Origin of the sequence: Curtobacterium luteum, from assembly GCF_014646995.1 — a bacterium.
GTDB lineage: Bacteria > Actinomycetota > Actinomycetes > Actinomycetales > Microbacteriaceae > Curtobacterium > Curtobacterium luteum.
Map to the genome: position 1 here is coordinate 116,592 of NZ_BMOI01000004.1, position 23,947 is coordinate 140,538.

The 23,947-nt window shown below is 72.8% G+C and carries 20 protein-coding genes; 4 read left to right on the forward strand and 16 right to left on the reverse strand.

Annotation, left to right across the window (positions count from 1 at the left end; all coding sequences use genetic code 11):
- Window positions 1-84: 84 nt before the first annotated feature.
- Both IEY20_RS06410 and IEY20_RS06415 read right to left on the reverse strand, forming a co-directional pair.
- Complete coding sequence (locus tag IEY20_RS06410; protein ID WP_022904584.1) at window positions 85-810, reverse strand: lysophospholipid acyltransferase family protein; 726 nt, start codon at window positions 808-810, stop codon at window positions 85-87.
- A 33-nt stretch (window positions 811-843) separates the two neighbouring features.
- Window positions 844-1,797, reverse strand: coding sequence for an ROK family glucokinase (locus IEY20_RS06415; RefSeq protein ID WP_175329647.1), 954 nt, complete (start codon window positions 1,795-1,797; stop codon window positions 844-846).
- A gap of 144 nt (window positions 1,798-1,941) precedes the next feature.
- On the opposite strand from IEY20_RS06415, the gene IEY20_RS06420 reads away from it, so the two are divergent.
- On the forward strand, window positions 1,942-3,918 hold the full coding sequence (locus IEY20_RS06420; RefSeq protein WP_188888979.1) for an AMP-dependent synthetase/ligase: 1,977 nt from the start codon (window positions 1,942-1,944) through the stop codon (window positions 3,916-3,918).
- A 106-nt stretch (window positions 3,919-4,024) separates the two neighbouring features.
- Here IEY20_RS06420 and IEY20_RS17265 read toward each other — a convergent pair whose 3' ends face one another.
- From IEY20_RS17265 to IEY20_RS06430, 3 genes are all read right to left on the reverse strand, one after another.
- Entirely contained in the window at window positions 4,025-4,156 is a 132-nt protein-coding gene (locus tag IEY20_RS17265) for a hypothetical protein (protein ID WP_268239142.1), read from the reverse strand.
- A gap of 122 nt (window positions 4,157-4,278) precedes the next feature.
- Window positions 4,279-4,782, reverse strand: coding sequence for a peptide deformylase (locus tag IEY20_RS06425; RefSeq protein WP_175329645.1), 504 nt, complete (start codon window positions 4,780-4,782; stop codon window positions 4,279-4,281).
- Window position 4,783: 1 nt separating this feature from the next.
- Complete coding sequence (locus IEY20_RS06430; protein WP_175329644.1) at window positions 4,784-8,194, reverse strand: pyruvate carboxylase; 3,411 nt, start codon at window positions 8,192-8,194, stop codon at window positions 4,784-4,786.
- A 61-nt stretch (window positions 8,195-8,255) separates the two neighbouring features.
- Between IEY20_RS06430 and IEY20_RS06435 the strand changes: the two genes are divergently transcribed.
- Window positions 8,256-9,068 (forward strand): ParA family protein, encoded by an 813-nt coding sequence (locus IEY20_RS06435; protein WP_027465232.1) that lies wholly within the window; start codon window positions 8,256-8,258, stop codon window positions 9,066-9,068.
- A 335-nt stretch (window positions 9,069-9,403) separates the two neighbouring features.
- Here IEY20_RS06435 and IEY20_RS06440 read toward each other — a convergent pair whose 3' ends face one another.
- The 7 genes from IEY20_RS06440 to IEY20_RS06470 all read right to left on the reverse strand — a co-directional run bounded on the left by IEY20_RS06440 (window position 9,404) and on the right by IEY20_RS06470 (window position 17,997).
- Window positions 9,404-9,964 carry a MerR family transcriptional regulator gene (locus IEY20_RS06440; RefSeq protein WP_058725924.1) on the reverse strand — a complete coding sequence of 187 codons (561 nt, stop codon included), beginning with the start codon at window positions 9,962-9,964 and terminating at the stop codon, window positions 9,404-9,406.
- 190 nt (window positions 9,965-10,154) lie between these two features.
- On the reverse strand, window positions 10,155-10,859 hold the full coding sequence (gene ftsR, locus IEY20_RS06445; RefSeq protein WP_022902147.1) for a transcriptional regulator FtsR: 705 nt from the start codon (window positions 10,857-10,859) through the stop codon (window positions 10,155-10,157).
- Window positions 10,859-11,269, reverse strand: a complete 411-nt coding sequence (locus IEY20_RS06450) for an FHA domain-containing protein (RefSeq protein WP_175329667.1) — start codon at window positions 11,267-11,269, stop codon at window positions 10,859-10,861. Before IEY20_RS06450 ends, ftsR begins: the two co-directional genes overlap by 1 nt.
- Before the next feature lie 294 nt (window positions 11,270-11,563).
- Window positions 11,564-13,117: a chitinase gene (locus IEY20_RS06455; protein WP_175329643.1), complete on the reverse strand. Its 1,554-nt coding sequence runs from the start codon at window positions 13,115-13,117 to the stop codon at window positions 11,564-11,566.
- Window positions 13,117-15,525 (reverse strand): glycosyltransferase family 2 protein, encoded by a 2,409-nt coding sequence (locus IEY20_RS06460; protein WP_175329642.1) that lies wholly within the window; start codon window positions 15,523-15,525, stop codon window positions 13,117-13,119. Before IEY20_RS06460 ends, IEY20_RS06455 begins: the two co-directional genes overlap by 1 nt.
- 433 nt (window positions 15,526-15,958) lie before the next feature.
- The gene (locus tag IEY20_RS06465) at window positions 15,959-16,960 is read right to left on the reverse strand and encodes a FecCD family ABC transporter permease (RefSeq protein ID WP_175329666.1); all 1,002 of its coding nucleotides are present in this window, start codon (window positions 16,958-16,960) and stop codon (window positions 15,959-15,961) included.
- Between the two features lie 5 nt (window positions 16,961-16,965).
- Window positions 16,966-17,997: a FecCD family ABC transporter permease gene (locus IEY20_RS06470; RefSeq protein ID WP_175329641.1), complete on the reverse strand. Its 1,032-nt coding sequence runs from the start codon at window positions 17,995-17,997 to the stop codon at window positions 16,966-16,968.
- A gap of 176 nt (window positions 17,998-18,173) precedes the next feature.
- On the opposite strand from IEY20_RS06470, the gene IEY20_RS06475 reads away from it, so the two are divergent.
- Complete coding sequence (locus tag IEY20_RS06475) at window positions 18,174-19,700, forward strand: S1C family serine protease (RefSeq protein WP_175329640.1); 1,527 nt, start codon at window positions 18,174-18,176, stop codon at window positions 19,698-19,700.
- Between the two features lie 61 nt (window positions 19,701-19,761).
- Here IEY20_RS06475 and IEY20_RS06480 read toward each other — a convergent pair whose 3' ends face one another.
- Both IEY20_RS06480 and IEY20_RS06485 read right to left on the reverse strand, forming a co-directional pair.
- Window positions 19,762-20,916, reverse strand: coding sequence for a hypothetical protein (locus tag IEY20_RS06480; protein ID WP_175329639.1), 1,155 nt, complete (start codon window positions 20,914-20,916; stop codon window positions 19,762-19,764).
- Window positions 20,917-21,100: 184 nt separating this feature from the next.
- Window positions 21,101-21,343 carry a hypothetical protein gene (locus IEY20_RS06485; protein WP_229727917.1) on the reverse strand — a complete coding sequence of 81 codons (243 nt, stop codon included), beginning with the start codon at window positions 21,341-21,343 and terminating at the stop codon, window positions 21,101-21,103.
- Window positions 21,344-21,385: 42 nt separating this feature from the next.
- Here IEY20_RS06485 and IEY20_RS06490 point away from each other — a divergent pair, with 42 nt between their 5' ends.
- Window positions 21,386-21,748 (forward strand): RNA-binding S4 domain-containing protein, encoded by a 363-nt coding sequence (locus IEY20_RS06490; protein WP_175329638.1) that lies wholly within the window; start codon window positions 21,386-21,388, stop codon window positions 21,746-21,748.
- A 19-nt stretch (window positions 21,749-21,767) separates the two neighbouring features.
- Here the strand turns inward: IEY20_RS06490 and IEY20_RS06495 are convergent, their stop codons facing one another.
- Together IEY20_RS06495 and IEY20_RS06500 are read right to left on the reverse strand one after the other, a co-directional pair.
- A complete protein-coding gene (locus IEY20_RS06495) occupies window positions 21,768-22,715 on the reverse strand; it encodes a J domain-containing protein (protein ID WP_175329637.1) in 948 nt (315 codons plus the stop codon).
- Window positions 22,716-22,853: 138 nt separating this feature from the next.
- Complete coding sequence (locus IEY20_RS06500) at window positions 22,854-23,945, reverse strand: winged helix DNA-binding domain-containing protein (RefSeq protein ID WP_175329636.1); 1,092 nt, start codon at window positions 23,943-23,945, stop codon at window positions 22,854-22,856.
- Between the last annotated feature and the right edge of the window lie 2 nt (window positions 23,946-23,947).

Here is a 23,947-nt window from a genome sequence, read left to right on the forward strand (position 1 = left end):
GGTGTTCTGGGCTCGCGGCCGGTCGGACGACCGCTTCTGCGGTCGTGGACCCGCCGTCCGGCCGGGTTGCCGGACCGTACGAGCCTACCGTCCGGAGGTGCCGCCCCGCTCCTTCATGACCTGCTCGCGTGCGGAGCTCGCGCGTTCCTTGACACTCGTCGCGTAGACGTCGACGTACTCCTGGCGGCTCAGCCCGGCGAGCTCGTGCATGACCTCGTCCGTCACGCTGCGGAGGATGAAGCGGTCGGTCTCGAACCCCTGGAAGCGCGAGAAGTCGAGCGGCTTGCCGAAGACCACGCCCACCCGCTTGAACTTCGGGAACCGCTGCCCGATCTGCTGGACCTCACGCGTGCCGACCATGGCGACCGGCACGACGACGACGCGGCCCTCGAGGATCATCCGGGCGATGCCGGTGCGACCGCGGTACAGCTTGCCGTCGGGGCTGCGGGTGCCCTCGGGGTAGATCCCGAGCTGCTCACCGCGGGCGAGGACCTGGAGGCCGGTGCGGAGCGACGCCTCGGACGCCTTGCCGCCGGAGCGGTCGATGGGCAGCTGTCCGATCGCGTTGAAGAACGTCTTCGTCGCCCAGCCCTTGAGCCCTCGCCCGGTGAAGTAGTCGCTCTTGGCGAGGAACGAGATGCGGCGGTCGAGCACCGCGGGCAGGATCACCGAGTCGATGAAGGAGATGTGGTTCGAGGCGAAGATGACGGGGCCCTTGGCGGGCACGTGCTCGCGCCCGATGACCCACGGCCGGAAGAGCGTGAGGATGAGCGGGCCGAGCACGAAGTTCTTCAGCAGCCAGTAGGTCATCGATGACTCCGAGGGGGTGGGGTGCGCCCGACCCTACGCCGTCCGGGCGTGGATCCGGGCGAGGTCGGCGGCCCCGACGACCCCGGCGTCGTTGACGAGCTCGGCGATGACGAAGTCGGGCTCCGGGTGGTAGCCGCGTACCGGCAGGTTGCCGAGGTAGGCCTGCTTGATCGGCTCGAGCAGCCGGTCCCCCGCGCTCGCGACGCCGCCGCCGAAGACGAACAGCTGCGGGTCGAGCACGGCGGACAGCGAGGCGCAGGCCTCACCGAGGTGTCGGCCGAGCCGCCGCAGGGCCGCGAGGGCACCCGGGTCGTCGGCCAGGATCAGGTCGCCGACGATCTTCCCGTCGAGGTGACCGCCGTTCTGCTCGCGTGCGTCGGCGAGGGCGGACCCGATGCCGCCGGCGTCCGCAACGTCGTTCGCCATGCGCTGCAGGGCGCGGCCGGAGCCGTACTGCTCGATGCACCCACGGGCGCCGCAGCCGCAGGGCAGGCCGTTCGGCACGATGCGGAGGTGGCCGATCTCGCCGCCGGTGCCGAAGCCCCCGCGGAAGAGCCGGTCCTCGGTGACGATCGCGCCGCCGACGCCGGTACCGATCGTGAGCATGGTCATGTCGGACACGAGCCGACCTGCTCCGAAGCGGAACTCCGCCCAGCCCGCGGCGTTCGCGTCGTTGTCGACCGTGATGTGCAGGTCGCCGATGCGCTGCTGGAGCTTCTGCCGCAGGGGTTCGTTCCGCCAGCGGATGTTCGGCGTGTAGTAGACGATCGACTGCGAGGCGTCGATGAACCCGGGGGCCGCGACGCCCACCGCGCCGACCTCGTGCGAGGCGCGGAGGCGCGTGACCATCGCCACGACGTCGTCCAGCATGGCGTCCGGGTCCGCAGCGTTCGTGGCGACGCGGTCCTCGGCGAGGATCTCGCCGAGCTCCGTGACGACCGCTCCCGCGATCTTGGTGCCCCCGATGTCGATTCCGATGGCGTGCACGGTCCACGAGCCTACCGGTTCGCCGTGTCCACACCGAACGCACGGCTCCGTCCACACGGAACGCCCGGCGTGCGCCCCTATGCTGGCAGTGTCACCTCGACGATGAGGTGCACTCGAATCGAACCGGCCGACGAGGGAGTCACCGTGAACGATCAGCGACCCGAGCGCCTCACCAGCGCCGCCGCCGAACAGGGCACCGCCGCGACCAGCACCGAACCCACCACGCAGTCTGCCGCGGCTCCGGCGGGCGCGTCGCCGTCCGCGACACCGGCCGGGAGGCACGCTGCACGTCCCGGCGCCGGTCCCGTCGCGCCGGACCACGGCTCGGCAGCCCGGCTCCTCACGGAGCGTGCGCGGCTCACGCCGGACCGGCCGATCCTGGCCGAACGGCACGGCGACACCTGGACGCCGATCACCGCCGCCGAGACCCTCGCCCGCGTCCGCGCGATCGCGAAGGGGTTCGTGGCCGCCGGCCTCGAGCCGGGCGCGCACGTCGCGATCCTGTCCCGCACCCGCCTCGAGTGGACGCTCGTCGACTTCGCCGTGTGGACCGCCGGCCTGGTCTCCGTGCCGGTGTACGAGACGAGCTCGCCCGACCAGATCCGCTGGATCCTCTCCGACTCCGAGGCCGTGGCGATCGTGGTCGAGCAGGAGCAGCACGCCCGCCGGGTCGCCGGCATCGCGCCGGACCTCCCGCACCTCGGCCAGCACTGGACGATGGACGGCGGCGGGCTCGACGACCTGGCCCGGCTCGGCGAGGACGTCAGCGACGAGGACCTCGACGCCCGCACGGCGACCGTGCACGGGCACGACGACGCGACGATCATCTACACGTCCGGCACGACCGGGCGTCCGAAGGGCTGCGTGCTCCGCCACGACAACTTCACGGGCACCGTCGAGGGCGCGTCCGAGGCCATGCCCGAGGTCATCGCCGAGGGATCGTCCACCCTGCTGTTCATCCCGATGGCCCACGTCTTCGCGCGGTTCATCGCGGCGATGTCGCTCTCCGCCGGCGTGCTGGTCGGCCACGAACCGGACACGAAGGACCTCATGAAGGCCGTGTCGACCTCCCGACCGACGTTCCTGCTCGCGGTCCCCCGGGTCTTCGAGAAGATCTACAACTCGGCCGAGCAGAAGGCCGACCTCGGCGGCAAGGGCCGGATCTTCCGCGCGGCCGCCGCCACCGCGGTCGCGCACTCCGAGGCGCTGACGTCGGGGAAGGTCCCGCTCGGACTCCGGCTGCGATTCGCCCTGTTCGACAAGCTCGTCTACGCCAAGCTGCGCGACGCGATCGGCGGGCGCGTGCGCTACGCCGTCAGCGGCTCCGCACCGCTCTCGCCGCGGCTGTCGCACTTCTTCCGGTCCATCGGCGTCCTCATCCTCGAGGGCTACGGGCTGACCGAGACCACCGCCCCGGCGACGGTGAACCGCGCCGGCGAGCTGCGCATCGGGACGGTCGGGCGGGCGCTCCCCGGCGTCGAGGTCCGGATCGCCGACGACGGCGAGATCCTGATCCGCGGCGTCGACGTGTTCGACCGGTACTGGCGGAACGACGAGGCGACCGAGAAGGCCTTCGCGGACGGCTGGTTCCGCACCGGCGACCTCGGGCGGCTCGACGACGACGGCGTCCCGACCGTGACCGGTCGCGCGAAGGAGCTCATCGTCACGGCGAGCGGCAAGAACGTCGCACCGGCCCCGCTCGAGGACGCGATCCGCGAGCACCCGCTCGTCGGGCAGGCGGTCGTCGTCGGCGAGGGCAAGCCGTTCGTGGCGGCGCTCGTGACGCTGGACCGTGACATGCTCCCGGGCTGGTGCGAGGCGCGGGGCATCTCCCCCGTCCTCAGCCCGCACGAGGCCGCGTACGACGAGCGGGTGCACCAGGCCGTGCAGGAGGCCGTGGACACCGCGAACCAGCGGGTCTCGCGGGCGGAGTCGGTGCGGTCGTTCACGATCCTCGACACCGACCTGACCGAGGCCTCCGGGCACCTCACCCCGAAGCTGACGATCAAGCGACCGGTCATCATGCGGGACTTCGCCGCGGACATCGAGCACATCTACTCCGGCTCGAAGGTGCAGACCACCGCGACGCCGGTGGTGACCAGCCGTCGTCGACGCGGCTGAGACACGCGACGCGACCGCCGGGAGGCCCGGTGCCGGTCCCTGGGACCGGCACCGGGCCTCCCGGCGGTTCGCGGTGTGCGCGGGGCGCGACGCACCCCGCTCGAGCTCAGCCCTGCGGGGCCAACTCCGCGGTCGGTGCGTCGAGCACGGCCGTCGACGACGTCGTCGAGGCGACCGGTTCGGGTCGGAGGTTGGTGCGGGTGCGGTGCGAGCTGAGCTCGTTGTCCTGAGCGGCCATGATGCTGTCCTGGGGGTGTGGGGGTACGACGTCGGTGGGGAGCCGACGACGGTACGGTACCTCCTCGTCAGGACGAGACGACAATCCCCCGTGGGGGTGTCACTCCGAGCAACGCGCGGACGTCAGTGGAACCAGTCCTGCGCCCGGATGTCGCGGAGTGCCTGACGGCGGACCTCGGGGTCGAGCGTCATCACGTAGACGGTGCCGTCGAGGTGGTCCACCTCGTGCTGCAGCGCCTCCGCCATGAGGCCGTCGCCCTCGAGGACGACCTCGTTCCCGTCGACGTCCACACCGCGGACCTTCGCGTGCGGCCACCGCCTCGTCGGGTAGCCGAGACCGGGCACGGAGAGGCAGCCCTCCTCCATGAGCTCGGGCTCGCCGGAGACCTCGACGACCTCGGGGTTGAGGACGTAGCCGACCTCGCCGTCGACGTTGTACGAGAACGCGCGGAGGCCGACGCCGATCCGCGGGGCCGCGACGCCGGCGCGCCCGGGCTCCTTCACGGTGTCGATGAGGTCCTGCACGAGGTCCCGGACGCCCTGGGAGCCGAGCGCCTCGGGGCGGATCGGGTCGGACGGGGAACGGAGGACGGGATCGCCGAAGAGGCGGATGGGACGGACGGTCACGTTACTGCAGCACCACCAGGAGGTCGCCGGCGTCCACCTGCTGGGTCGCCGGGATCGCGAGACGGCCGACGGTGCCCGCCACGGGCGCCGTGATGGCCGCTTCCATCTTCATCGCCTCGATGCTCGCCACGGCCTGGCCGGCCACGACGACGTCACCGACGGCGACCTTGAGCGTCACGACGCCGGAGAACGGCGCCGCCACGTGCTTCTGGTCGGACGGGTCGGCCTTCTCGGCGGCCTTCGTCTCGACCTCGATCGACCGGTCGCGGACCGCCACCGGGCGCAGCTGCCCGTTGAGGGTCGCCATGACCGTCCGGATGCCCCGCGCGTCCGCCTCGCCGATCGCCTCGAGGCCGACGAACAGGTCGACGCCCTTGCCGAGGCGCACGACGTGCTCCTGCCCCGGCCGGAGCCCGTAGAGGTAGTCGACGGTCGGGACGACCGAGAGGTCGCCGAAACGCTGGCGGACCTCCTCGAACTGGCGGGTGGGCTGCGGGAAGAGCAGCCGGTTCAGCGCCTGCTGCCGGTCGCGCCCCGGCGTCGCGAGGTGCTCGCGCTCGGCCTCGGGCACCGGTGTCACCTCGGTGCGGACGTCGCGGCCGGCGAGGACCTTCGACCGGAAGGGCTCGGGCCAGCCGCCCGGCAGGTCGCCGAGCTCGCCCGCCATGAAGCCGATCACGGAGTCCGGCACGTCGTACCGCTCCGGGTGCTCCTCGAAGTCCGCCGGATCGGCCCCGACCGCGGCGAGCTGGAGCGCCAGGTCGCCGACGACCTTCGACGACGGGGTCACCTTCGTCGGGCGTCCGAGGATCCGGTTCGCCTCGGCGTACCAGTCCTCCACCTGCTCGAAGCGGTCGCCGAGGCCGAGCGCGATGGCCTGCTGCCGGAGGTTCGAGAGCTGGCCGCCGGGGATCTCGTGCTTGTACACGCGGCCGGTCGGGCCGGGCAGCCCCGACTCGAACGGGGCGTACGCACGGCGGACGGCCTCCCAGTAGGGCTCGAGGTCGCCGACGGCGTCGAGGGACAGCCCCGTGTCGCGCTCGGTGTGCGCCAGGGCGGCGACGAGCGCGGACATGCTCGGCTGGCTCGTCGTGCCCGCCATCGGGGCCGCGGCGACGTCCACCGCGTCCGCACCGGCCCGGGCAGCGGCGAGGAGCGTCGCGAGCTGGCCGCCGGCGGTGTCGTGCGTGTGCACGTGGACGGGCTGGTCGAAGCGCTCCCGGAGGGCGGCGACGAGCCGCTCCGCGGCGCCGGCGCGGAGCAGCCCGGCCATGTCCTTGATGCCGATGACGTGCGCGCCGGCCTCGACCATCTGCTCCGCGAGGCGAAGGTAGTAGTCGAGCGTGTAGAGGTCCTCCGCCGGGTCGAGCAGGTCGCCCGAGTAGCAGAGCGCCGCTTCGGCCACCGACGTGCCGGTGGCGAGCACTGCCTCCAGGGCGGGTCGCAGCTGGCTGACGTCGTTGAGGGCGTCGAAGATCCGGAACACGTCGACGCCGCTGGCGGCGGCCTCGGCCACGAACGCGTCGGTGACCTCGGTCGGGTACGGCGTGTAGCCGACCGTGTTGCGGCCACGCAGCAGCATCTGCACGGGGATGTTCGGCATCGCCGCCCGGAGTGCCGCCAGGCGCTCCCACGGGTCCTCGCCGAGGAGACGGAGCGCGACGTCGTAGGTCGCGCCGCCCCAGGCCTCCACGGAGAGCAGCTGCGGCGTCAGGCGAGCGACGTGCGGAGCGACCGCGACGAGGTCCTTCGTGCGGACCCGGGTCGCCAGGAGCGACTGGTGAGCGTCGCGCATCGTGGTCTCGGTGACCGCGAGCGCCGTCTGTGCCCGGAGCGACCGCGCCCACCCGGCCGGGCCGAGCTCCAGGAGCCGGTCGCGCTGCCCGGGCGGCGGCGCGGCGGACAGGTCGACCGCGGGGAGCTTCTCGCTCGGCTCGACGGTCTGCGGGCGCCGCTCGCCGTTCGGCTTGTTCACCGTGACGTCGGCGAGCCAGTTCACGATCTTGGTGCCGCGGTCCTTCGACACGTGGCCGCCGAAGAGCTGCGGGCGCTCCTCGATGAACTTCGTCGACACGTCGCCGCGGTCGAAGTCCGGGTCCTCGAGGACGGCCTGCAGGAACGGGATGTTCGTGCTGACGCCGCGGATCCGGAACTCGGCGAGGGCGCGCTTGGCCCGGGACACGGCCGCCGGGAAGTCACGACCGCGGCAGGTCATCTTCGCGAGCATCGAGTCGAAGTGCGGGCTGATCTGCGCGCCGGTGGCGATCGTGCCGCCGTCGAGTCGGACGCCGGCGCCGCCCGGGCTGCGGTAGGTGGTGATCTTGCCCGTGTCCGGTCGGAAGCCCTGGGTGGGATCCTCGGTGGTGATGCGCGTCTGGAGCGCGGCGCCGTGGACCGCGACGGTGTCCTGCGACAGCCCGAGGTCGGCCAGGGTCTCCCCCGCCGCGATCCGCATCTGCGACTGCACGAGGTCGACGTCGGTGACCTCCTCCGTGACGGTGTGCTCGACCTGGATGCGGGGGTTCATCTCGATGAAGACGTGCTGGCCGGCCCGTTCGCCGTCGGTGTCGAGCAGGAACTCGACCGTGCCCGCGTTCACGTAGCCGATCGAGCGGGCGAAGGCGACGGCGTCCCGGTGCAGGGCGGCCGCGATCGACGGGTCGAGGTTCGGCGCCGGGGCGATCTCGACGACCTTCTGGTTCCGGCGCTGCACCGAGCAGTCGCGCTCGAAGAGGTGGATCGTGCCGGCGTCGGTGCCGGTGGCGTCGGCGAGGATCTGGACCTCGATGTGCCGCGGACGGATCACGGCCTGCTCGAGGAACATGGTCGGGTCGCCGAAGGCGCTGTCGGCCTCGCGCATCGCCTCCTCGAGCGCGGGCCGGAGTTCGTCCCGGGTCTCCACCCGACGCATGCCCCGCCCGCCGCCGCCCGCGACCGCCTTCGCGAACACCGGGAAACCGATGGCGTCGGCGCCCGCGAGGAGTTCCTCGACGTCGCGGCTCGCCGGTGTGCTCGCGAGGACGGGAACGCCGGCGGCGATCGCGTGCTCCTTCGCGGTGACCTTGTTGCCGGCCATCTCGAGGACGTGCTCGCCCGGACCGATGAACGTGATGCCGGCAGCGGCAGCGGCAGCGGCGAGCTCGGGGTTCTCGGACAGGAAGCCGTAGCCCGGGTAGATCGCGTCGGCGCCGGACTCCCGCGCCACGCGGATGATCTCGGAGACGTCGAGGTAGGCCCGCACCGGGTGCCCCGGCTCACCGATCAGGTAGGCCTCGTCCGCCTTCAACCGGTGCAGCGAGTTGCGGTCCTCGTACGGGTAGACGGCGACGGTCCGGGCGCCCAACTCGTACGCGGCACGGAATGCACGGATGGCGATCTCGCCACGGTTCGCCACGAGGATCTTGCTGAACACGAGGTCCCTTTCAGCCCGGGGTTGAGGTGAGACAACCCTAGTCGCGGTAACGTTGCTCACCGTGCATGTACTCAGCGTGAGCTCCCTCAAGGGTGGTGTCGGCAAGACGACGGTGACGCTCGGCCTGACCTCGGCCGCGTTCGCCAAGGGACTGCGCACGCTGGTGGTGGACCTCGACCCGCAGTCCGACGTCTCGACGGGCCTCGACATCAACCTCGCCGGACACCTGAACGTGGCCGACGTGCTCGAGAACCCGAAGGAGAAGATCGTCCGCCAGGCGATCGCCCCGTCCGGGTGGACCAAGGGCTCCCAGGGCAAGATCGACGTCATGGTCGGCTCGCCCTCGGCCATCAACTTCGACGGGCCGCACCCGTCGATCCGCGACATCTGGAAGCTCGAAGAGGCCCTCGCGAACGTCGAGCAGGACTACGAGCTCGTCCTCATCGACTGCGCGCCGTCGCTGAACGCCCTCACCCGCACCGCGTGGGCGGCGTCCGACCGGGTCACCGTCGTCACCGAGCCGGGGCTGTTCTCCGTCGCCGCTGCCGACCGGGCACTCCGTGCGATCGAGGAGATCCGACGCGGGCTCTCCCCCCGCCTGCAGCCGCTCGGCATCATCGTGAACCGGGCGCGCGTGCAGTCGCTCGAGCACCAGTTCCGCATCAAGGAGCTCCGCGACATGTTCGGGCCGCTCGTGCTGTCGCCGCAGCTGCCCGAGCGCACGTCGCTGCAGCAGGCGCAGGGTGCGGCGAAGCCGCTGCACGTCTGGCCGGGTGAGTCGGCGCAGGAGATGGCGAAGAACTTCGACCAGCTGCTCGAGCGCATCATGCGCACGGGCAAGATCGGCCCGTACGCCGAGGGCGGCGCGGCCTAGGTCCTGCCTGCGGGGCGCCGGTGACGCCTCGGCCGCGGTCCTGCCGGCGGGGCGCCCATGACGCCCCGGCCTCGGTCCTGCCGGCGGGGCGCCCGGCGCCCGTGACGCCGCGGCCCCGGCCTCGGTCCTGCCCGACGTTGGTCGTGACGTCGCTCGAGGGTCACGACTCCCCGCTCACAATCGGCCATCGGTCACGAAGCGTCGCTCGAACCCCGCGACACCGACCGCGCGTGACCGCTCGACGGACACTCAGCGGGGTGTCGCGACCCGGCAACGCCAGGGCCAGGCAGCGGCGACCACGCCCGACAGCGCCGGGCAACGGCCCGGCAGCAGCGTCAGGACGCGCGCGACGCCCGGCGAGCGGCGAGCTCGTCGTCCGGATCGGCAGCGGGAGCCGCGTCGAGCTCCACGAGGGAGGACTCGACCTCGCGCAGGACCTTGCCCACCGCGATGCCGAACACGCCCTGCCCACGGGAGACCAGGTCGATGACCTCGTCGTCGGAGGTGCACAGGTAGACCGAGGCACCGTCGGACATCAGGGTGGTCTGTGCGAGATCGGACACGCCCGACTCCCGCAGCTGGTTCACCGCGGTGCGGATCTGCTGCAGCGAGATGCCGGTGTCGAGCAGCCGCTTCACGAGCTTGAGCACGAGGATGTCGCGGAACCCGTAGAGCCGCTGCGAGCCGGAACCCGCGGCACCACGGATCGTCGGCTGCACGAGTTCGGTCCGGGCCCAGTAGTCGAGCTGACGGTAGGAGATGCCGGCTGCACGGGCGGCGACGGTGCCGCGGTAGCCGTTCTGCTCGTCGTGCTCGGGCATGCCGTCGGTGAAGAGCAGACCGAGGTCGTACCGCGTCATGTCCGACCCGGTACCGGGGGTGTCAGTCCCACTCATGCGCTTGCCTTCCACGACGATCGAGCCCTCACCCGAAGCTTCAATGCCGGGTTGAGAGTTGTTCCGAGGTCCACGGTAGCGACTCCGAGCCGTCGCGCGCGGGACATCCGCTCCGGCGCGTCCGGCGTGTCGAGGATACGCCCCGCCCTCCGACACCCGCCAGAAACGGGAGCCTCCCCCAGCGAGCGCTTCATGCGTCGAGACGCCCGATCGCCGACCGGATGAGCTGCGATCGGATGGTCTCGAGGTGCCCCGCGATCTCCCGAGCGAGTTCGGTGGCCTTGGCCTTCGACGTGGCGTCTCCGCGACGCGAGACCGGCATCAGCGCGGACTCGATCAGCCCGACCTCACGCTCCGCCGTCGCCCGGAAGGTCCGCAGGTGCCGCGGTTCGATGCCGGAGCGCTGCAGCTCGACGAGCGCCTTCAGGACCGCGACGGCGTCGTCGCCGTAGGTGTCGGTCGCGGGCAGCAGGGACGCGGTGACCGCATCGGCGAGCAGCATCGGCGTGGCCCCGGCAGCGCGGACGGTCTCCTCGCGCGTGTAGCGGCGCTCGCGCCCGAGGATCGACGGCTTCGGTGCTTCTCCCCCACCCGGCAGCGTCGGTTCGCGACCCGCGTCGAGGTCGGCGAGGTACTCCTTGATGACCTTGAGCGGCAGGTAGTGGTCGCGCTGCAGTCCGAGGATGATGCGCAGGCGCTCGACGTCGGCCGGCGAGAACTTGCGGTAGCCGCTGGCGGTGCGGACCGGCGTGACGAGTTCGCGTTCCTCGAGGAAGCGCAGCTTCGAACCGGCGAGGTCCGGGAACTCCGGCTTGAGGCGAGCGAGGACCTGCCCGATCGTGAGCAGGTCCGGCGCCGCCGACCCCGCCCGGGCCGCGGCGGACCGCGCGGGCACTACGCGGTCGCCAGGCGCGCCAGGTCGACCCGGGAGGCGTAGAAGGTCAGGCGGAACTTGCCGACCTGGACCTCGGACCCGTCGGTGAGCAGTGCCTCGTCGATGCGGGCACCGTCGAAGTAGGTGCCGTTGAGCGACCCGAGGTCCTTCACGGTGAAGCTCGTGCCGTGGCGGAGGAACTGCGCGTGCTTGCGCGACACCGTGACGTCGTCGAGGAAGATGTCGGCGTCGGGGTGCCGACCGGCCGTCGTGACGTCGGAGTCGAGGAGGAACCGCGCGCCCACGTTCGGGCCGCGACGGACCACGAGGAGCGCCGAGCCGGAGGGCAGCGCCGTGATCGCGTCGCGCTCTTCCGTCGAGATGCCGGACTCGGGCGTGAGGGCGGCAGCCTGCTCCAGGCTGAAGGTCATCGTCGTGTCGACGAGTCGCTGCTGCTGGGTGCGAGCGTCGTTGCCGGCCGGACCCTGCTGCGGGACCACTGGATCGGACATCGTGGACCTCCCTCTCTTGGCCCATCAGCGTATCGGAAACGGGTGACCCCGCGGGAGCCCGGAAACGGGCTGTTCACAACTCGGCAGTCCGCGATCAGCGAACGTGCACGGCACCCACACCGAGACAACGGGAGGGACGGCGCATGCCCGCACCGCGCCTCCCGTCCGTCACATGGTCGCCACCGGCGGACCGACACTGCCGGGGCGGAGGCGTCACTGCTGCAGATCCGACAGGATCTGCTTGATCTCGGAGTCCTTGAGCTTCACCCACGGCGAGCCGTCGGGGTCGCTGGTCGAGGCCTCCGGGCTGTCGCCGGTGTTCCACCACTTCGCCTGGTACGGCACGCCGTCGAACAGGACCCGCGCCCCGGTGTCGTACTGCTTCGTGCCGGACCACGACGGGTAGGTGCCCTTCGGCAGCGTGACCTGCTGCACCGGCTTCTCGCCCTGCAGCACCGGGCCGATGAGCTGCCACGGCGTCTCGTAGGCGCTGAGCACCGGGTCGTCCGGCAGGTCGCCCGAGGTCCACCACTTCGCCTCGTAGACGTTGTGGTGCCAGACGATCTTCGTGCCCTCGAGGTAGGACGCGTCCGCGCTCCACACCGGGTACGGGCTCGTCTTCGGGTCGTCGGTCGGTTGCACGGTCGCGCTCGGCTCGGCCTTCGTGACGTCCGATGCCGCCGCGACGATCCCGCCGGTGAAGCCCTTGCCGAGGACGTCGGCGAACAGGACACCGCCCTGGTCGACCCCCGAGCAGGAGTTCGACACCGTCGACAGGTTGACGTAGTTCGACCCGCAGGTGGTGTCACGGTTCAGGGACCACATCGACATGCGCCCGAGTCCGCGCTCCCGCGCCCACGCGTTGAGCTTCGTCGCGTCGGCGAGCGAGAACACCTCGTCCTGCTCGTCGTTCTGGCCGATCATCGGCGTCGCGCCGATCTTGTGCCAGAGCGTCCGGTCGCCGAGCGGCGTGCCCGACCGCGTGTACAGGATGCCGAGCTGGCGCTGGACCTCCTGCAGGGTCTGGACCGAGGCCGAGTACATGCTCTGGCTCGAGCCCTTGCTCTGGCCGTAGTCCATCGTCATCGCGTTGACGCCGGCGAGGTCGACCCCGGCCTTGAGGAACTGCGCGACCGCGGTGGTCCCGTCGCTCGTCAGGCCACCGGGTGCCGCGGGCAGCGTGAGCCAGACGGCGAGCGGGTGGCCCGCCGCGCGACGCTCGTCCTGCAGCTGCTTCACGGCGGCGGCTCGACGCTTCCCCGCGGCGTGGTTCGTGAGGTCGTCGCCCTCGACGTCGAAGTCGACCGTGCTGACGTCGTAGCGCTGCACGACCGTCCGGTACGCCCCGACGAGGTCCGACGCGCTCGTGCAGGTCGTGGCGAGCTCGTCGTTCGCGAGTCCGCCGAAGGACACACCGACCTCGCCCTTCTGCTGCTCGAGCCGGGCGATCCGCCGGTCGAGGTCGAGCGAGTCGGACGCGCCCTGCAGCGAGTACGCCGAGCCCCACGTCGGGGTGCAGGCGGCGTCGTGGTCGGCGACCACGAACGAGAGCATGACGTCGCGGCCCTTCGCGGACTTGACGTCCTCGAAGGCGAAGGTCGGGGTGGCGGTCACGTCCGTGTAGGCGGCGAACCAGCTCTGCTGGGCGTCGGCTGCGTGCGCGGACTGCCACCGGTCGAAGCCGGCGTAGCCGCCGACCGCGACCGCGGCGGTCACCACGACCGCGAGGCCGACCCGGAACGGGGAGAGTCGTCTGGTGGAGGACATCAGGCAGCGGTCCGTTCGTCGGAGGTGGTGGTCGTGACGGTCGGGGTGCTCCGGGTCGCCGGGGCGCCGACGGTGCCGACGCCGTGGCGGGTCGGCATCTCCGCCCCGCCGTGGCCGAAGTAGAGCACCGCGCGCCAGTCCTCGACGACCGGCTCCGGCTCCGGCAGCAGGCCCCTGCGCGCGGCCTTCCGGTCCTGTCGTGCCTGCCGGCGACGGGCGCGACGGGCGGCCCGGGCGGTCGGGTCGTAGTACATCCACTTCGTGGCCCAGAGCCAGACGTCGACGATCGAGTTCCAGATGCCGATGTAGGCGACGATCGCGTACAGCGCGAGCAGGGCGTTGAACGCCGCGAACACGGCGTTGCCCCAGTTCTGCGCCTGGGAGTCGCGAACGAACGTGAAGACCGAGAACGCGACCATCGCGTACGGCGCGAGGACGTACAGCGCGGGCGAGGCCGTCCGGTCGCGGACCTTCGGGGTGCGGGCGAACGGGATCTTCTTCGCCGTCAGCGCCTGCTGGACACTCTTGAGCACGCCGGCCACGTTCACCGGCATCAGGATGAGGTTGAAGCCGTAGATCCGGAGGATGTCGGTGCGCTTGTAGCCGCAGTACTTCAGGTCCGAAGCGAACAGCCAGAAGTACGGCAGCGCGGCGAGCAGCACCATCGGGCTGAGCAGCCGGGAGTCGTACGGGTAGGCGAGCAGGAAGATGAGCCCGAGCGACCCCCACGCGATCGAAGCCATGTAGTTGACGCGGAGCGACATCTCCACGATCCCGACGCGCTCCCCGCGCTGCCGGCGCTCGCGCACCTGGCGGAGGTACTTCGGGAGGATGAGCAGCCCGCCGTTGGCCCAGCGGCGACGCTGGACGATGAGCGAGCCGAAGTCCGGCGGGGTCGCGCTGTAGGACAGCCGCTCGGGGTAGTTCACGAGGGTCCAGCCGTGCATGCCGAGGTCGACGCTCGACTCGGTGTCCTCGATGACCGTGCGGTCCTGCACGTAGCGCTTCACCTCGAAGCCGCCGACGGTCTCGACCTCCTCGATGTCGCGCAACGCCCGGGTCCGGATGACCGCGTTCGCGCCGACCCAGAAGGTGGCGTTGTGGCGGGACATGCCCTGGTGGAGGATGTGCTGGATGTCGGTGGTCGCACCGGCGAGCCGCTCGATGCGGGTCGCCGCGCCCCGGAAGGACGAGTACGGCGTCTGGGTCACGGCGACGCGGGCGTTCTCCGGCTGCTCGAGGAAGTACACGAGCCGCAGGCAGTAGTCGCGGAGCAGCACCGAGTCGGCGTCGAGGGTCAGGACGTAGTCGGACGCCGGGACGACGAGGTCCGCGGTCGTCGGGTCCGACACGGTCCGGAGCACCGTGCCGCTCGCGGTCTCCTCGAACGCGTACGCGCCACCGAGCAGGCCGATGTACGAGTTGAGGTTCATCGCCTTGTTCGCCTCGTCGGAGAGGTTCACGAACCGCTTCCGCTCGAAGGTCGTGATCTCGGCAGTGAAGGTCCAGGCGAGGCGACGGGTCAGCTCGAGGGCGCGGGCGCTGGTGACCTCGGTGAAGGCGTGGTCGGCAGCGACGGCGTCGACGATCGCGGCCTCGAGGGCCTCCGAGGTCAGTCGGAACTCGTCGGCGAGCGCGACGAGGACCTGGTCGTGGAAGAAGTGGTCGACGTGGTCGACGACCTCGTGCTCACGGGCGTGCCGTCGGAGCCACGCGTCGGCCCAGCGGTGGTGCTCGACGAGGGTGCGGAGCGCGTCGACCGAGGCCTGCGGCGCGGTGTCGGCGTCGATCTCGGCGACGAGCAGCGCCTCCTGGAACCGGCGGGACGGCGCCGCGAGCTGCGACTGGATCCGGCCGGCAACGGCCCGGGTGCGCTCGAGCTTGTCGGCCACCTCGGGGTCGGTCGGGAACGGGGCGTCGTCGACGAGCAGGACGACGCGGAGGTTCGGGTACTCCTGCAGCGCGGCCGACCACAGCGTCGTGGCGACCACGTCGGGCTCCTCGGCGTAGCTCGGCACCAGGACCGTCATCGGTGCCTCGTGGCCCTCGGCGAAGTGGCGGTCGAGCTCGGCGCGCGGGACGCGGACGTGGGTGGCGAAGCGTTCCATCGCACCCTGGCGGGCGATGAGGTGCATGAGGGCGGAGAACGTCAGGAAGGTGACGACGACCAGGTATGAGAGCGCCTCCGTGGTGAAGCGGAAGCTCTCGGTGCCGTAGTCGAGGAACTGGCGGATCACGGTGTACACGACGTACGCGAGCCAGAACGCGATGGTGAGGATGATCGCGATGCGACCGGAGACGAGCTTCCGGTCGGAGGGTCGGGCGTGGAGGGTGTCGAGCGGGCGGGTACGACGCTCGGAACCCCACTGCCTGCGGCGCACGGGGGCGCCGTCGAGCTGTTCGGGCATGACGGTCCTTCTTGCGCGGGGGTCAGCGCGCCATCGGGTCGGCACGCCGTCGGGTTGCCCCCGCCGGTCGGGTGCGAACCTACGGGGACAGAACGAACGGTGCAGACACCCGGAAGGGGGGTCCGGGGCACCTCCTGCGGGAAACCGCACGATGTTGCGTGGAGGGGGTCCGCGCGTGTCGACCGCGGTCCGCTGCGGGCGGGGTCGGGCGGGCGCGCGAGTCGGCCGTGCGCGGGGTCGGGCGCGGCGGGTGGTCGCGACACCCCGCTCACCTCGGGCGGATGGTCACGAGGTGTCGCTCCGATCGGGCGGAAGCGACCGTTCGTGACCACTGGGCGGAACGAGCGCGGGGTGTCCCGACCCGGGCGGGAGCGACACGTCGTGACCCCTCGGCGGAACGGCCGCGGGTCGTCCCGACCGCAGCAGGGGTCGGTCAGCGCCCGCGGGCGAGGAGCCAGAGCAGGTAGGGCGCGCCGACCACGCCCGTGACGACGCCCACGGGCAGCGCCGTGCCCGGGATCGCGAACTGCGCGACGAGGTCGCTCGCGAGGGTGATCGCCGCGCCGACGGCAGCCGCGGGACCGAGGGCCACCCGGCCGCCGCCGACGATCCGCCGGGCGATCGGTGCTGCCATGAGCGCGACGAACGACACCGGCCCGGCGGTCGCCACCGCCCCCGCGGTGAGGCAGACCGCGGTCAGGAGCAGCAGCACCTTCGCCCGGTCCGGACGGAGCCCCAGCGCCGACGCGACCTCGTCGCCGAGCGCGAGCACCGTCAGCCGGGGCGACTGCAGCAGCGCGAGCACCATGAGCACCACGAACGCGACGGCGAGGACGACGACCAGGTTCCGGTCGACCGCGTTGAGCGACCCGGACAACCAGAGGAGCGCCGTACCCGCCTGGGTCACGGTGCCGCTCGTGAGCATCCACCCGGTGACCGCGAGGCAGATCGCGGCGACCCCGATCCCGACGAGCACCACCCGGTTGCCGGTGATGCCCCGCTGCCAGGACAGCGCCGCGATCGCGAGCGACACCACGACGGCGCCGACGAGCACCGTGCCGAACAGCACCCCGCCGGACGCCCCGAACAGCACGATGGCGGTGATCCCGGCAGCGCTCGCGCCCGAGGTGACGCCGATGACGTCGGGGCTCGCGATCGGGTTCCGGACGACGCTCTGCACGATGGCGCCCGCCACCCCGAGCGCGGCGCCGACGAACACCGCGCCGAACACCCGGGGACCCCGGAGCTGTCCGATCACGAAGTCGGCGATCGCGTCGCCGTGGCCGAAGGCCGCCGCGACGACCTGTGCCGGGGAGAGCGGGATCTCGCCGACCCCGAGACCGGTGAGCACGAGGGCGACCACGACGGCCAGGAGCACGACGGTGACGACCAGTTCCCGGCGCGCGCCGACGAGCCGACGGCGCCGTGGCTGCACCGCCGTCACAGGCCCCTCACCGCCCGCGATCGCACCAGGAGGATGAACACGGGCGCCCCGATGAGCGCGGTGACGATCCCGACCTGCAGCTCCCCCGGGTACGCGACGACCCGACCGATGACGTCGGCCACGAGCAGGAGCGCCGGGGCGACGATCGCGGACAGCAGGATCGTCCAGCGGTTGTCGGGTCCGGTCAGCCGGCGGACGGCGTGCGGGACCGCGAGCCCGACGAAGGCGATCGGTCCCGCAGCGGCCACCGCCGACCCGGCCAGCAGCACGGTCACGACCCCGCCGACGACCCGGACGAGCACGACCCGCTGCCCGAGCGACGCCGCGAGCTCGTCGCCGAGCGCGAGGGTGTTGAGCGACCGCCCGAGCGCGACGGCCACCACGAGCCCGACGAGGACCGGCACCGTGATCACCCCGGCGGTCCCGAGGTCCTTCCCGGCGAGCGCCCCGACCTGCCAGAAGCGCAGCTGGTCGAGCAGCGCCTGGTCCGTCACGAGCACCGCGGTGGTGACCGACGAGAGGGCCGCGGCGACGACGGCGCCCGAGAGCGCGAGGCCGACCGGGGACAGCCCGCGGCGGGCCACGGCTGCGATGCCGTAGACGAGGAGGGCGGCGAGGCCGGCGCCGACGAAGGCGAACGGCAGGTAGGCGGCGGTGCCGCTCAGGCCGAACAGGGCGATGCCGGCGACCACGGCGAGCGAGGCCCCGGCGTTGATGCCGAGGACGCTCGGGTCGGCGAGGGGGTTGCGGGTGACCCCCTGCATGACGGCGCCCGCGACGCCGAGGGCCGCGCCGGCGAGGAGCCCGACGACCGTGCGCGGGACCCGGTTGCCGAGCACGATGAGGCCGATCTCGTCCTGCCGGCCCGGGTGGAGCACGGTGTCGAGGACGGTCCCGAGCGGGATCGGCCGGGAGCCGAACGCCACGGACAGCGCGACGGCCATCAGGAGGACCACGACCGCAAGCACGGTGGCGCGGACGAGCCGGCCGACGGAGCCGGGGGCGGGTGCGAGGACGGGAGCTGCCATGGGGGTGAGGCAACCCTAACGCGGGCGCCCTCCGTGGCCGGCGCACGCGTTCGGCCGTCCCCGAGCAAGCCGGGAGCGTGCGCAGTGCTCGTTCATAGGGTCTCCTTGGGGAACGGTCCTGTACTGGGATCCATCGACGCCCGACCGGGTCGTCGAGGGACGACCGGAGAGCACCGATGAACGAGACCCCGAACCCCGACGCCACCGCGGGCGGCACGAACGGCGCGACGACCAGCGGATCCGACGGACGGACGCCGGGCGCCTGGGAGGCACCCCACGCCGACCGGTCGACCCTCCGCCCGGCGTACGCCTTCGACGGGAGCGGCCCGTACCTGTACGCACCCGACGGGTCGGGGCCGTACGCGTACACGTCCGACGGTCGTGGGCCGTACCTCGTCGGCAGCCCGGCGCTCGGACAGTCCTGGGCGAACGGCGCCGCGGCCGCGAACCACCCCGGGTACGCAGGCCACGCTCCCGCGGGGACGAGGCGGCACCGTCGTCTCGGGCTCGTCATCGGCTCCGGGATCGCCGCGCTCGCCATCGTCGGCGCTGCGGGCGGGACGGCGCTCGGGCTGTCGTCGCAGCACCCGACGACGACGTCGAGCCAGTCGCAGGGCACGACCACCCTGCCGGGCACGGGGAGCGGCAGCAGCAGTGACGGCAGCGGCACGAACGGCTTCACCGTCCCCGGCGGCGGGACCGGCAGCGACGGGACCGGCAGTGACGGCACGGGCCAGGGCGGCACGAGCGACGGCGGGACGAGCAGCGGCACGAGCACGGAGTCGTCCGCGACCGCCGCGACGAGCGCACAGAAGAAGGGCGTCGTCACGATCAACACCGTCCTCAACTACGACGAGTCGTCGCAGGCCGCCGGGACCGGGATGATCCTGTCCTCCGACGGCACGGTGCTCACGAACAACCACGTGGTGCAGGGCGCCACGAGCATCACCGTCACCGACGAGACGACGGGCAAGGAGTACAAGGCCGACGTCGTCGGGACGGACGCGACGCACGACGTCGCGGTCCTCAAGCTCGAGGGCGCGTCGGGCCTCTCCACGGTCACGCTCGACGACGACGGTGGCGCGTCGACGGGCGACACCGTCACGGACGTCGGGAACGCGGAGGGCACGGGGAACCTCGTGGCCGCCGAGGGCACGGTGACCGCCACGGACCAGGACATCCAGGTGCAGAGCGAGTCCGGCACGGGTACCGAGTCCCTCACCGGCATGATCCAGATCGCGGCGGACATCGTGTCCGGCGACTCCGGCGGGCCCGTGCTCGACAGCGAGGGCGTGGTCGTCGGCATGGCGACCGCGGCGTCCTCGGGTTCGACGGAGGTCACGGGCTTCGCGATCCCGATCTCGACCGCGAAGTCGATCGCGGAGAAGATCCTCGCGGGTGAGTCCTCCTCGACGGTCACGATCGGCCTGCCGGCGTTCCTCGGGGTCGAGGTCAGCGGCACCGCCACGACCGGCGGCGTCGCGGTCGCGGGCACGGTCGAGGGGTCGGGCGCGGCGAAGGCGGGCCTCGAGTCCGGCGACGTCATCACGGCCCTCGACGGGACGGCTGTCTCGACCTCGGACGCGCTGACGAAGGCGATCCAGTCGCACAGCGTCGGCGACACGGTGACCGTCACCTACACGGACGCCGCCGGCACGTCGCACACCGTGACGGTCACGCTGACCGCGGGGCCCGCCGCTTAGGAGCCCTGTACCGCCCGCACCACCGACCGGTACACGTCGGCAGAGGGAGCGCTGCAGTCCGCTACGCGCCCAGCACCGCCCGCACCACCGACCGGTACACGTTGGCCGGGGAGTCCGCCGAGAACGCGGTCGCCCCGGCCTCGGTGCGTCCGACGCGCGCGAAGCCGTGCCCCTCGGCCCGGACGATCGTGACCGGCTCCGGTCGTCCCGGACGCCGCAGGTGCGACACCGTCCAGGGGGCGGTCCAGAAGCGCGCCAGCCGCGGGTCGCCCTCGGCGACGTCGGCGGGGAGGCCCGGCGCGCTGTCCCCGCCGCCGAGGCGGCGTGCCACGAGGTCCGCCCGGAGCGACCCCGTCCGGAACGGGAAGGTCCACGCCGGGCCGATGCCGAGCCTCCCGGCCATCAGCGCGACCACGCGCTCCGGCGTGGCGGCGGCGACCACCTGGTCCTCGGTGCCGTCGACGACGGTGCCGTCCCAGGCCTGGAGGCGCGACTCGCCCCCGCCGGGGAGGCGCTGTTCCAGCGTGGTCGGCTGGGTGTCCTCGCCCCAGGGGGCGAGCAGTGCCTGCGTGGTGTCCGGCAGGGTGCCGAGGCGTCCGACGAGCCCCGCGTCGATGAGTTCACGGCCGGCGGAGCTGCGGAGGAGGCCCGGGTTCCACCGGCGCCCGGCGAGGCTGCGGAGGGTCGTCACGGCCTCGGCGGTGAGGCGCGACCCGTCGACGACGGTCGGCGTCGGCGCCCCGGGCAGCGGTTCGAGGTCGCGGTGCGGTCGTACCGGCGTGCGTTCGGTGGCCCGGACGGTGTCGAGCACGGCGAACACGACGTCGTCGGTCGCGAGCATGCGGGACAGCGGTCGCTCGATCGTGAGGTCGACCCGGTGCCGCCCGGTCACGAAGAGCAGGTGGGCGCCGACGACGGCGCCGTCCTCGTCGGGCCGGACGTACTCGACGAGGCGGGCGGGTGCGTCCGCGGTGGTCCAGACGTCGACACCGACGAGCAGGAGCCCGTCGACGGATCCCGGCAGCCGGTCCAGGAGGCTCGTGTGCTCCTCGGCGATCGTCCGGTCGCTCGGGCGTGAGCGCACGGTGAGCACGACGTCGTCGCCGCCGATGCGGAGGTCCGCCTGGGGCGTGTCCTCGCGGCGCCAGGACTCCGGGCGGCGCAGGGTGAGGCGTGCCGTGCGGTCCTCGGTGCCGAGCGGGACGGGGACTGCCATGCCTCCGAGGCTACGTGTGTCGCCTGGTCGAGCCAGGTGCGGCACGCCGGGCGCGGGGGGCGCGGACGGACGGTGCGAGGTTTCCGGCACGGTGCGAGGTCCTCGGGGTCCCACGGTGTGCAGAACCTCGCACCGCGCGGGCGCGCCCTCGCACCGCGCGGGCGCACCTCGCACCGTGCGAGGGTCAGCGGCGCCGCGGCGGCGGCGGGACGGGCTTCGCGGCGACGACGTCCGCGAGCGCGACCTCGACCGGACCGCGCCGGGTGTCGACCGTCACCGTGGTGGCAGTGCGGGCGACCAGCTCGCCGAGCGCGTCCCGGGCACCCTCGCCGTGGTGCGCGCGGACGACGACCCGGTCGCCGAGCGCCGCGTCGTGCAGCACCCCGAGCGCCAGTGCCCGTGCGACGGCGGCGGGATCGGTGGTCACGCGTCCCAGGGTAGGGCGGTGCCGGCGTCCTAGAGTGTCGGGATGGAGAAGGCACGGGTCGACAGCTGGATCTGGGCGGTCCGCATCACGAAGACCCGCTCCGCCGCGACGGCCGCGTGCAAGGCCGGGCACGTCCGGGTGAACGGCGAGCGCGCGAAGGCAGCGCAGCCGATCGGCCCCGGCGACGAGGTCCGGGTGCGCCAGAACGGCTTCGACCGGATCGTGGTGGTGCGGGGCATCATCCTCAAGCGGACGAGTGCCCCGGAGGCGGCGAAGCACTTCGAGGACAAGACCCCGCCGCGACCGCCCCGCGAGGAGGCCGGGTTCGTGCCGCAGCGCGACCGGGGCGCCGGGCGTCCGAGCAAGCGGGAGCGCCGGGACCTCGAGAAGCTGCGGGGCTACTGACGCCCGACCGGCTCGGACGTCAGACGAACCGGACGGTCTGCTGGAGACGGTCGCGGACGTCGAACACGTCGACCGAACCGACCGGGGACAGCGCGCCGGAGAGCACGTACGCCAGGGCGCTGCGTCGCACGACGAAGGCCGTCGGCTTGCGGTGGGACCCGACGAGTTGGACGTCCTCGTCGACGGCGGAGTCCGGCACGACGAGGATCCGGCCGGTGAAGCGCACGCGGGTCTGCTTCTCGACGGCGCGGGCGGCGCGCACGAGTTCCTTGACGGGCCGCTCCCCCGGCGCCAGGGTCTCGCCGGTGATCTCGCCGCCGTCGACCTGCACGGGGCCGCCCCAGTCGATGGACTCGAGCGCCCAGAGGCCGGAGTTCGTCAGGACGGCGTGGTCGAGCTTGCCCTCGGGTCCGGCGTCGAGGTCGTGCCAGACGGTCACGCCGATGCCCATGTCGGCGACGATGGAGGCCGTCGCCTCCTCGGCGAGCGCCTCACCGAGCAGGCGGCGGACGTGCCGGGGTGCGGAGCGGACGAGGGCGGGGTCGTAGGGGTCCTCGATGGGGTCGCCGAGTCCGACCCACTCGCGTTCGGCCTGCAGGAAGACCTCGCGAGAGCGTCCGCCGGGGTGCCCGTGGGACCGGGCGCGCGGGCGGGAGTCGCGACGTGCCGCCGGGGGTGCGTAGGCGTCGCGGGGTGATCCGTGCCTCCAGGCGGAGGATCCGGACGGACCGGACTCGTGCGGGGCCGAGCCGGGACGGGCGCCGGCGTCGTAGGCGCGGCGCGCGGCGGGCGTGCCGATGCGCTCCCAGGCGAGCTGGACGCGGCGGAAGGACTGGGGGTCGCCACCGAGGTCGGGGTGCGACTCGCGGGCGGCCTTGCGGTAGGCGCGTCGGAGGGCGTCGTCGTCGGCGGTCGCGGGGACGCCGAGGACCTCGTAGGGGGTGGCGTCGGCCGGGCTGTCGGTCATGGCCCTGCGACATTACCCGAGGCAGTGTCGGGGTCCGCCGCACGTGCGCTGGGTGCTGGCTGGAGGCGCGGGGCGCGACCGGCGGGCGACGGCCGACACCGTCGGCGTGAGCGCGCGTGAGCTCGTGTGGGCTCGCGATCACGCGGGCGGGGCGACGTCGAACGTCACGGGGGCGACGAGCCAGCGTGCGTACCGCTCGGCAGCGGCCTCGAGCGCGCGGACGGCTGCGGGGTCCAGGGGCTCGAACGGCGTGACGACGAGCCGGATGCCGGTCGAGCGCTCCGCCCGGGTCCACGTGCCCGCGACGACCCCGCGGACGACGGCCATCGGCAGGAAGACCCCGTTGCCACCCGGTACCACGCGGTCCTGGTGCACGACGGGCAGCTGCGCGCTCCGGTCCGCGTAGCCGAGGAGGTACTCGTCGAACCCGGGCAGCAGGTGTCCGGTGGGGACTCCTCCCGGAGCCGGACGGTCCGCGAGCGCGAGGAGCCCGTCGCCGAGCCGTTCGATCGCGTCCCCGGCGGCCGCGGCGCCCCGTCGGACGTCGCCGATCGGGAGCTTCTTCCACGCGGCGGTGTCGGCCTCGGTCGCGGGACCCCGCCCCCGCAGGTGTCCGGTGACGACGCGCCGCAGGGCCTCGTCGCGGTCGGGCAGGTCCTCGGTGGCCGGCGCCCACTCGTCCAGGAGCACGATGCCCTGCCCCACCCGCGCGGTCGGCCCCCACACCACCAGGCCGTCGAGGGCGAGCCGGAGCAGCAGGTGGTAGCCGCGCCCGCCCGCCGGGTCGATCCCGACCGCGCGCCAGTGGTCGAAGAGGTCGTCGCGCACGAGGGACCGGCCCCCGTGGAGGGCGTCCACGGTGGCGTCCCTCGCGCGGGTCACGAGCGCGTCGTCGATCCCGAGCTCGGTGGCGCGCCGGGCGATGGAGCGGATGGTCCGCTCGGCGGTGAGCGATGCGATGAGCCGGAGGTCGTCCGGCCGGAGCGCGTGCAGCGTGCCGCGCATCGGCCACGCCCGGACGACCTCGCCGCGGTCGAACGCAGCACGGACGTCCGCGCGGGTCGAGCCGGGGGCGCGTACACCGATCGCCCACAGCACCTGCCCGAGGTCCTGCCCCTGCACCGCCGTCATCCGGGCGACCACCGCGGCCGGGGTCGCGCCGGGAGCACCGACGCCCTGCGCGGCGAGCCGTTCGGCGCGGAGCCGGGCGGGTGTCAGCGTCGCGGGCACCG

Bases quoted from the DNA above. Each gene is read 5' to 3' on its own strand.
- IEY20_RS06410 (WP_022904584.1), bottom strand. From the start codon at position 810: ATGACCTACTGGCTGCTGAAGAACTTCGTGCTCGGCCCGCTCATCCTC.
- IEY20_RS17265 (WP_268239142.1), bottom strand. From the start codon at position 4,156: ATGGCCGCTCAGGACAACGAGCTCAGCTCGCACCGCACCCGCACCAAC.
- IEY20_RS06440 (WP_058725924.1), bottom strand. From the start codon at position 9,964: ATGAGTGGGACTGACACCCCCGGTACCGGGTCGGACATGACGCGGTAC.
- IEY20_RS06450 (WP_175329667.1), bottom strand. From the start codon at position 11,269: ATGACCTTCAGCCTGGAGCAGGCTGCCGCCCTCACGCCCGAGTCCGGC.
- IEY20_RS06455 (WP_175329643.1), bottom strand. From the start codon at position 13,117: ATGTCCTCCACCAGACGACTCTCCCCGTTCCGGGTCGGCCTCGCGGTC.
- IEY20_RS06460 (WP_175329642.1), bottom strand. From the start codon at position 15,525: ATGCCCGAACAGCTCGACGGCGCCCCCGTGCGCCGCAGGCAGTGGGGT.
- IEY20_RS06470 (WP_175329641.1), bottom strand. From the start codon at position 17,997: ATGGCAGCTCCCGTCCTCGCACCCGCCCCCGGCTCCGTCGGCCGGCTC.
- IEY20_RS06475 (WP_175329640.1), top strand. From the start codon at position 18,174: ATGAACGAGACCCCGAACCCCGACGCCACCGCGGGCGGCACGAACGGC.
- IEY20_RS06480 (WP_175329639.1), bottom strand. From the start codon at position 20,916: ATGGCAGTCCCCGTCCCGCTCGGCACCGAGGACCGCACGGCACGCCTC.
- IEY20_RS06490 (WP_175329638.1), top strand. From the start codon at position 21,386: ATGGAGAAGGCACGGGTCGACAGCTGGATCTGGGCGGTCCGCATCACG.
- IEY20_RS06495 (WP_175329637.1), bottom strand. From the start codon at position 22,715: ATGACCGACAGCCCGGCCGACGCCACCCCCTACGAGGTCCTCGGCGTC.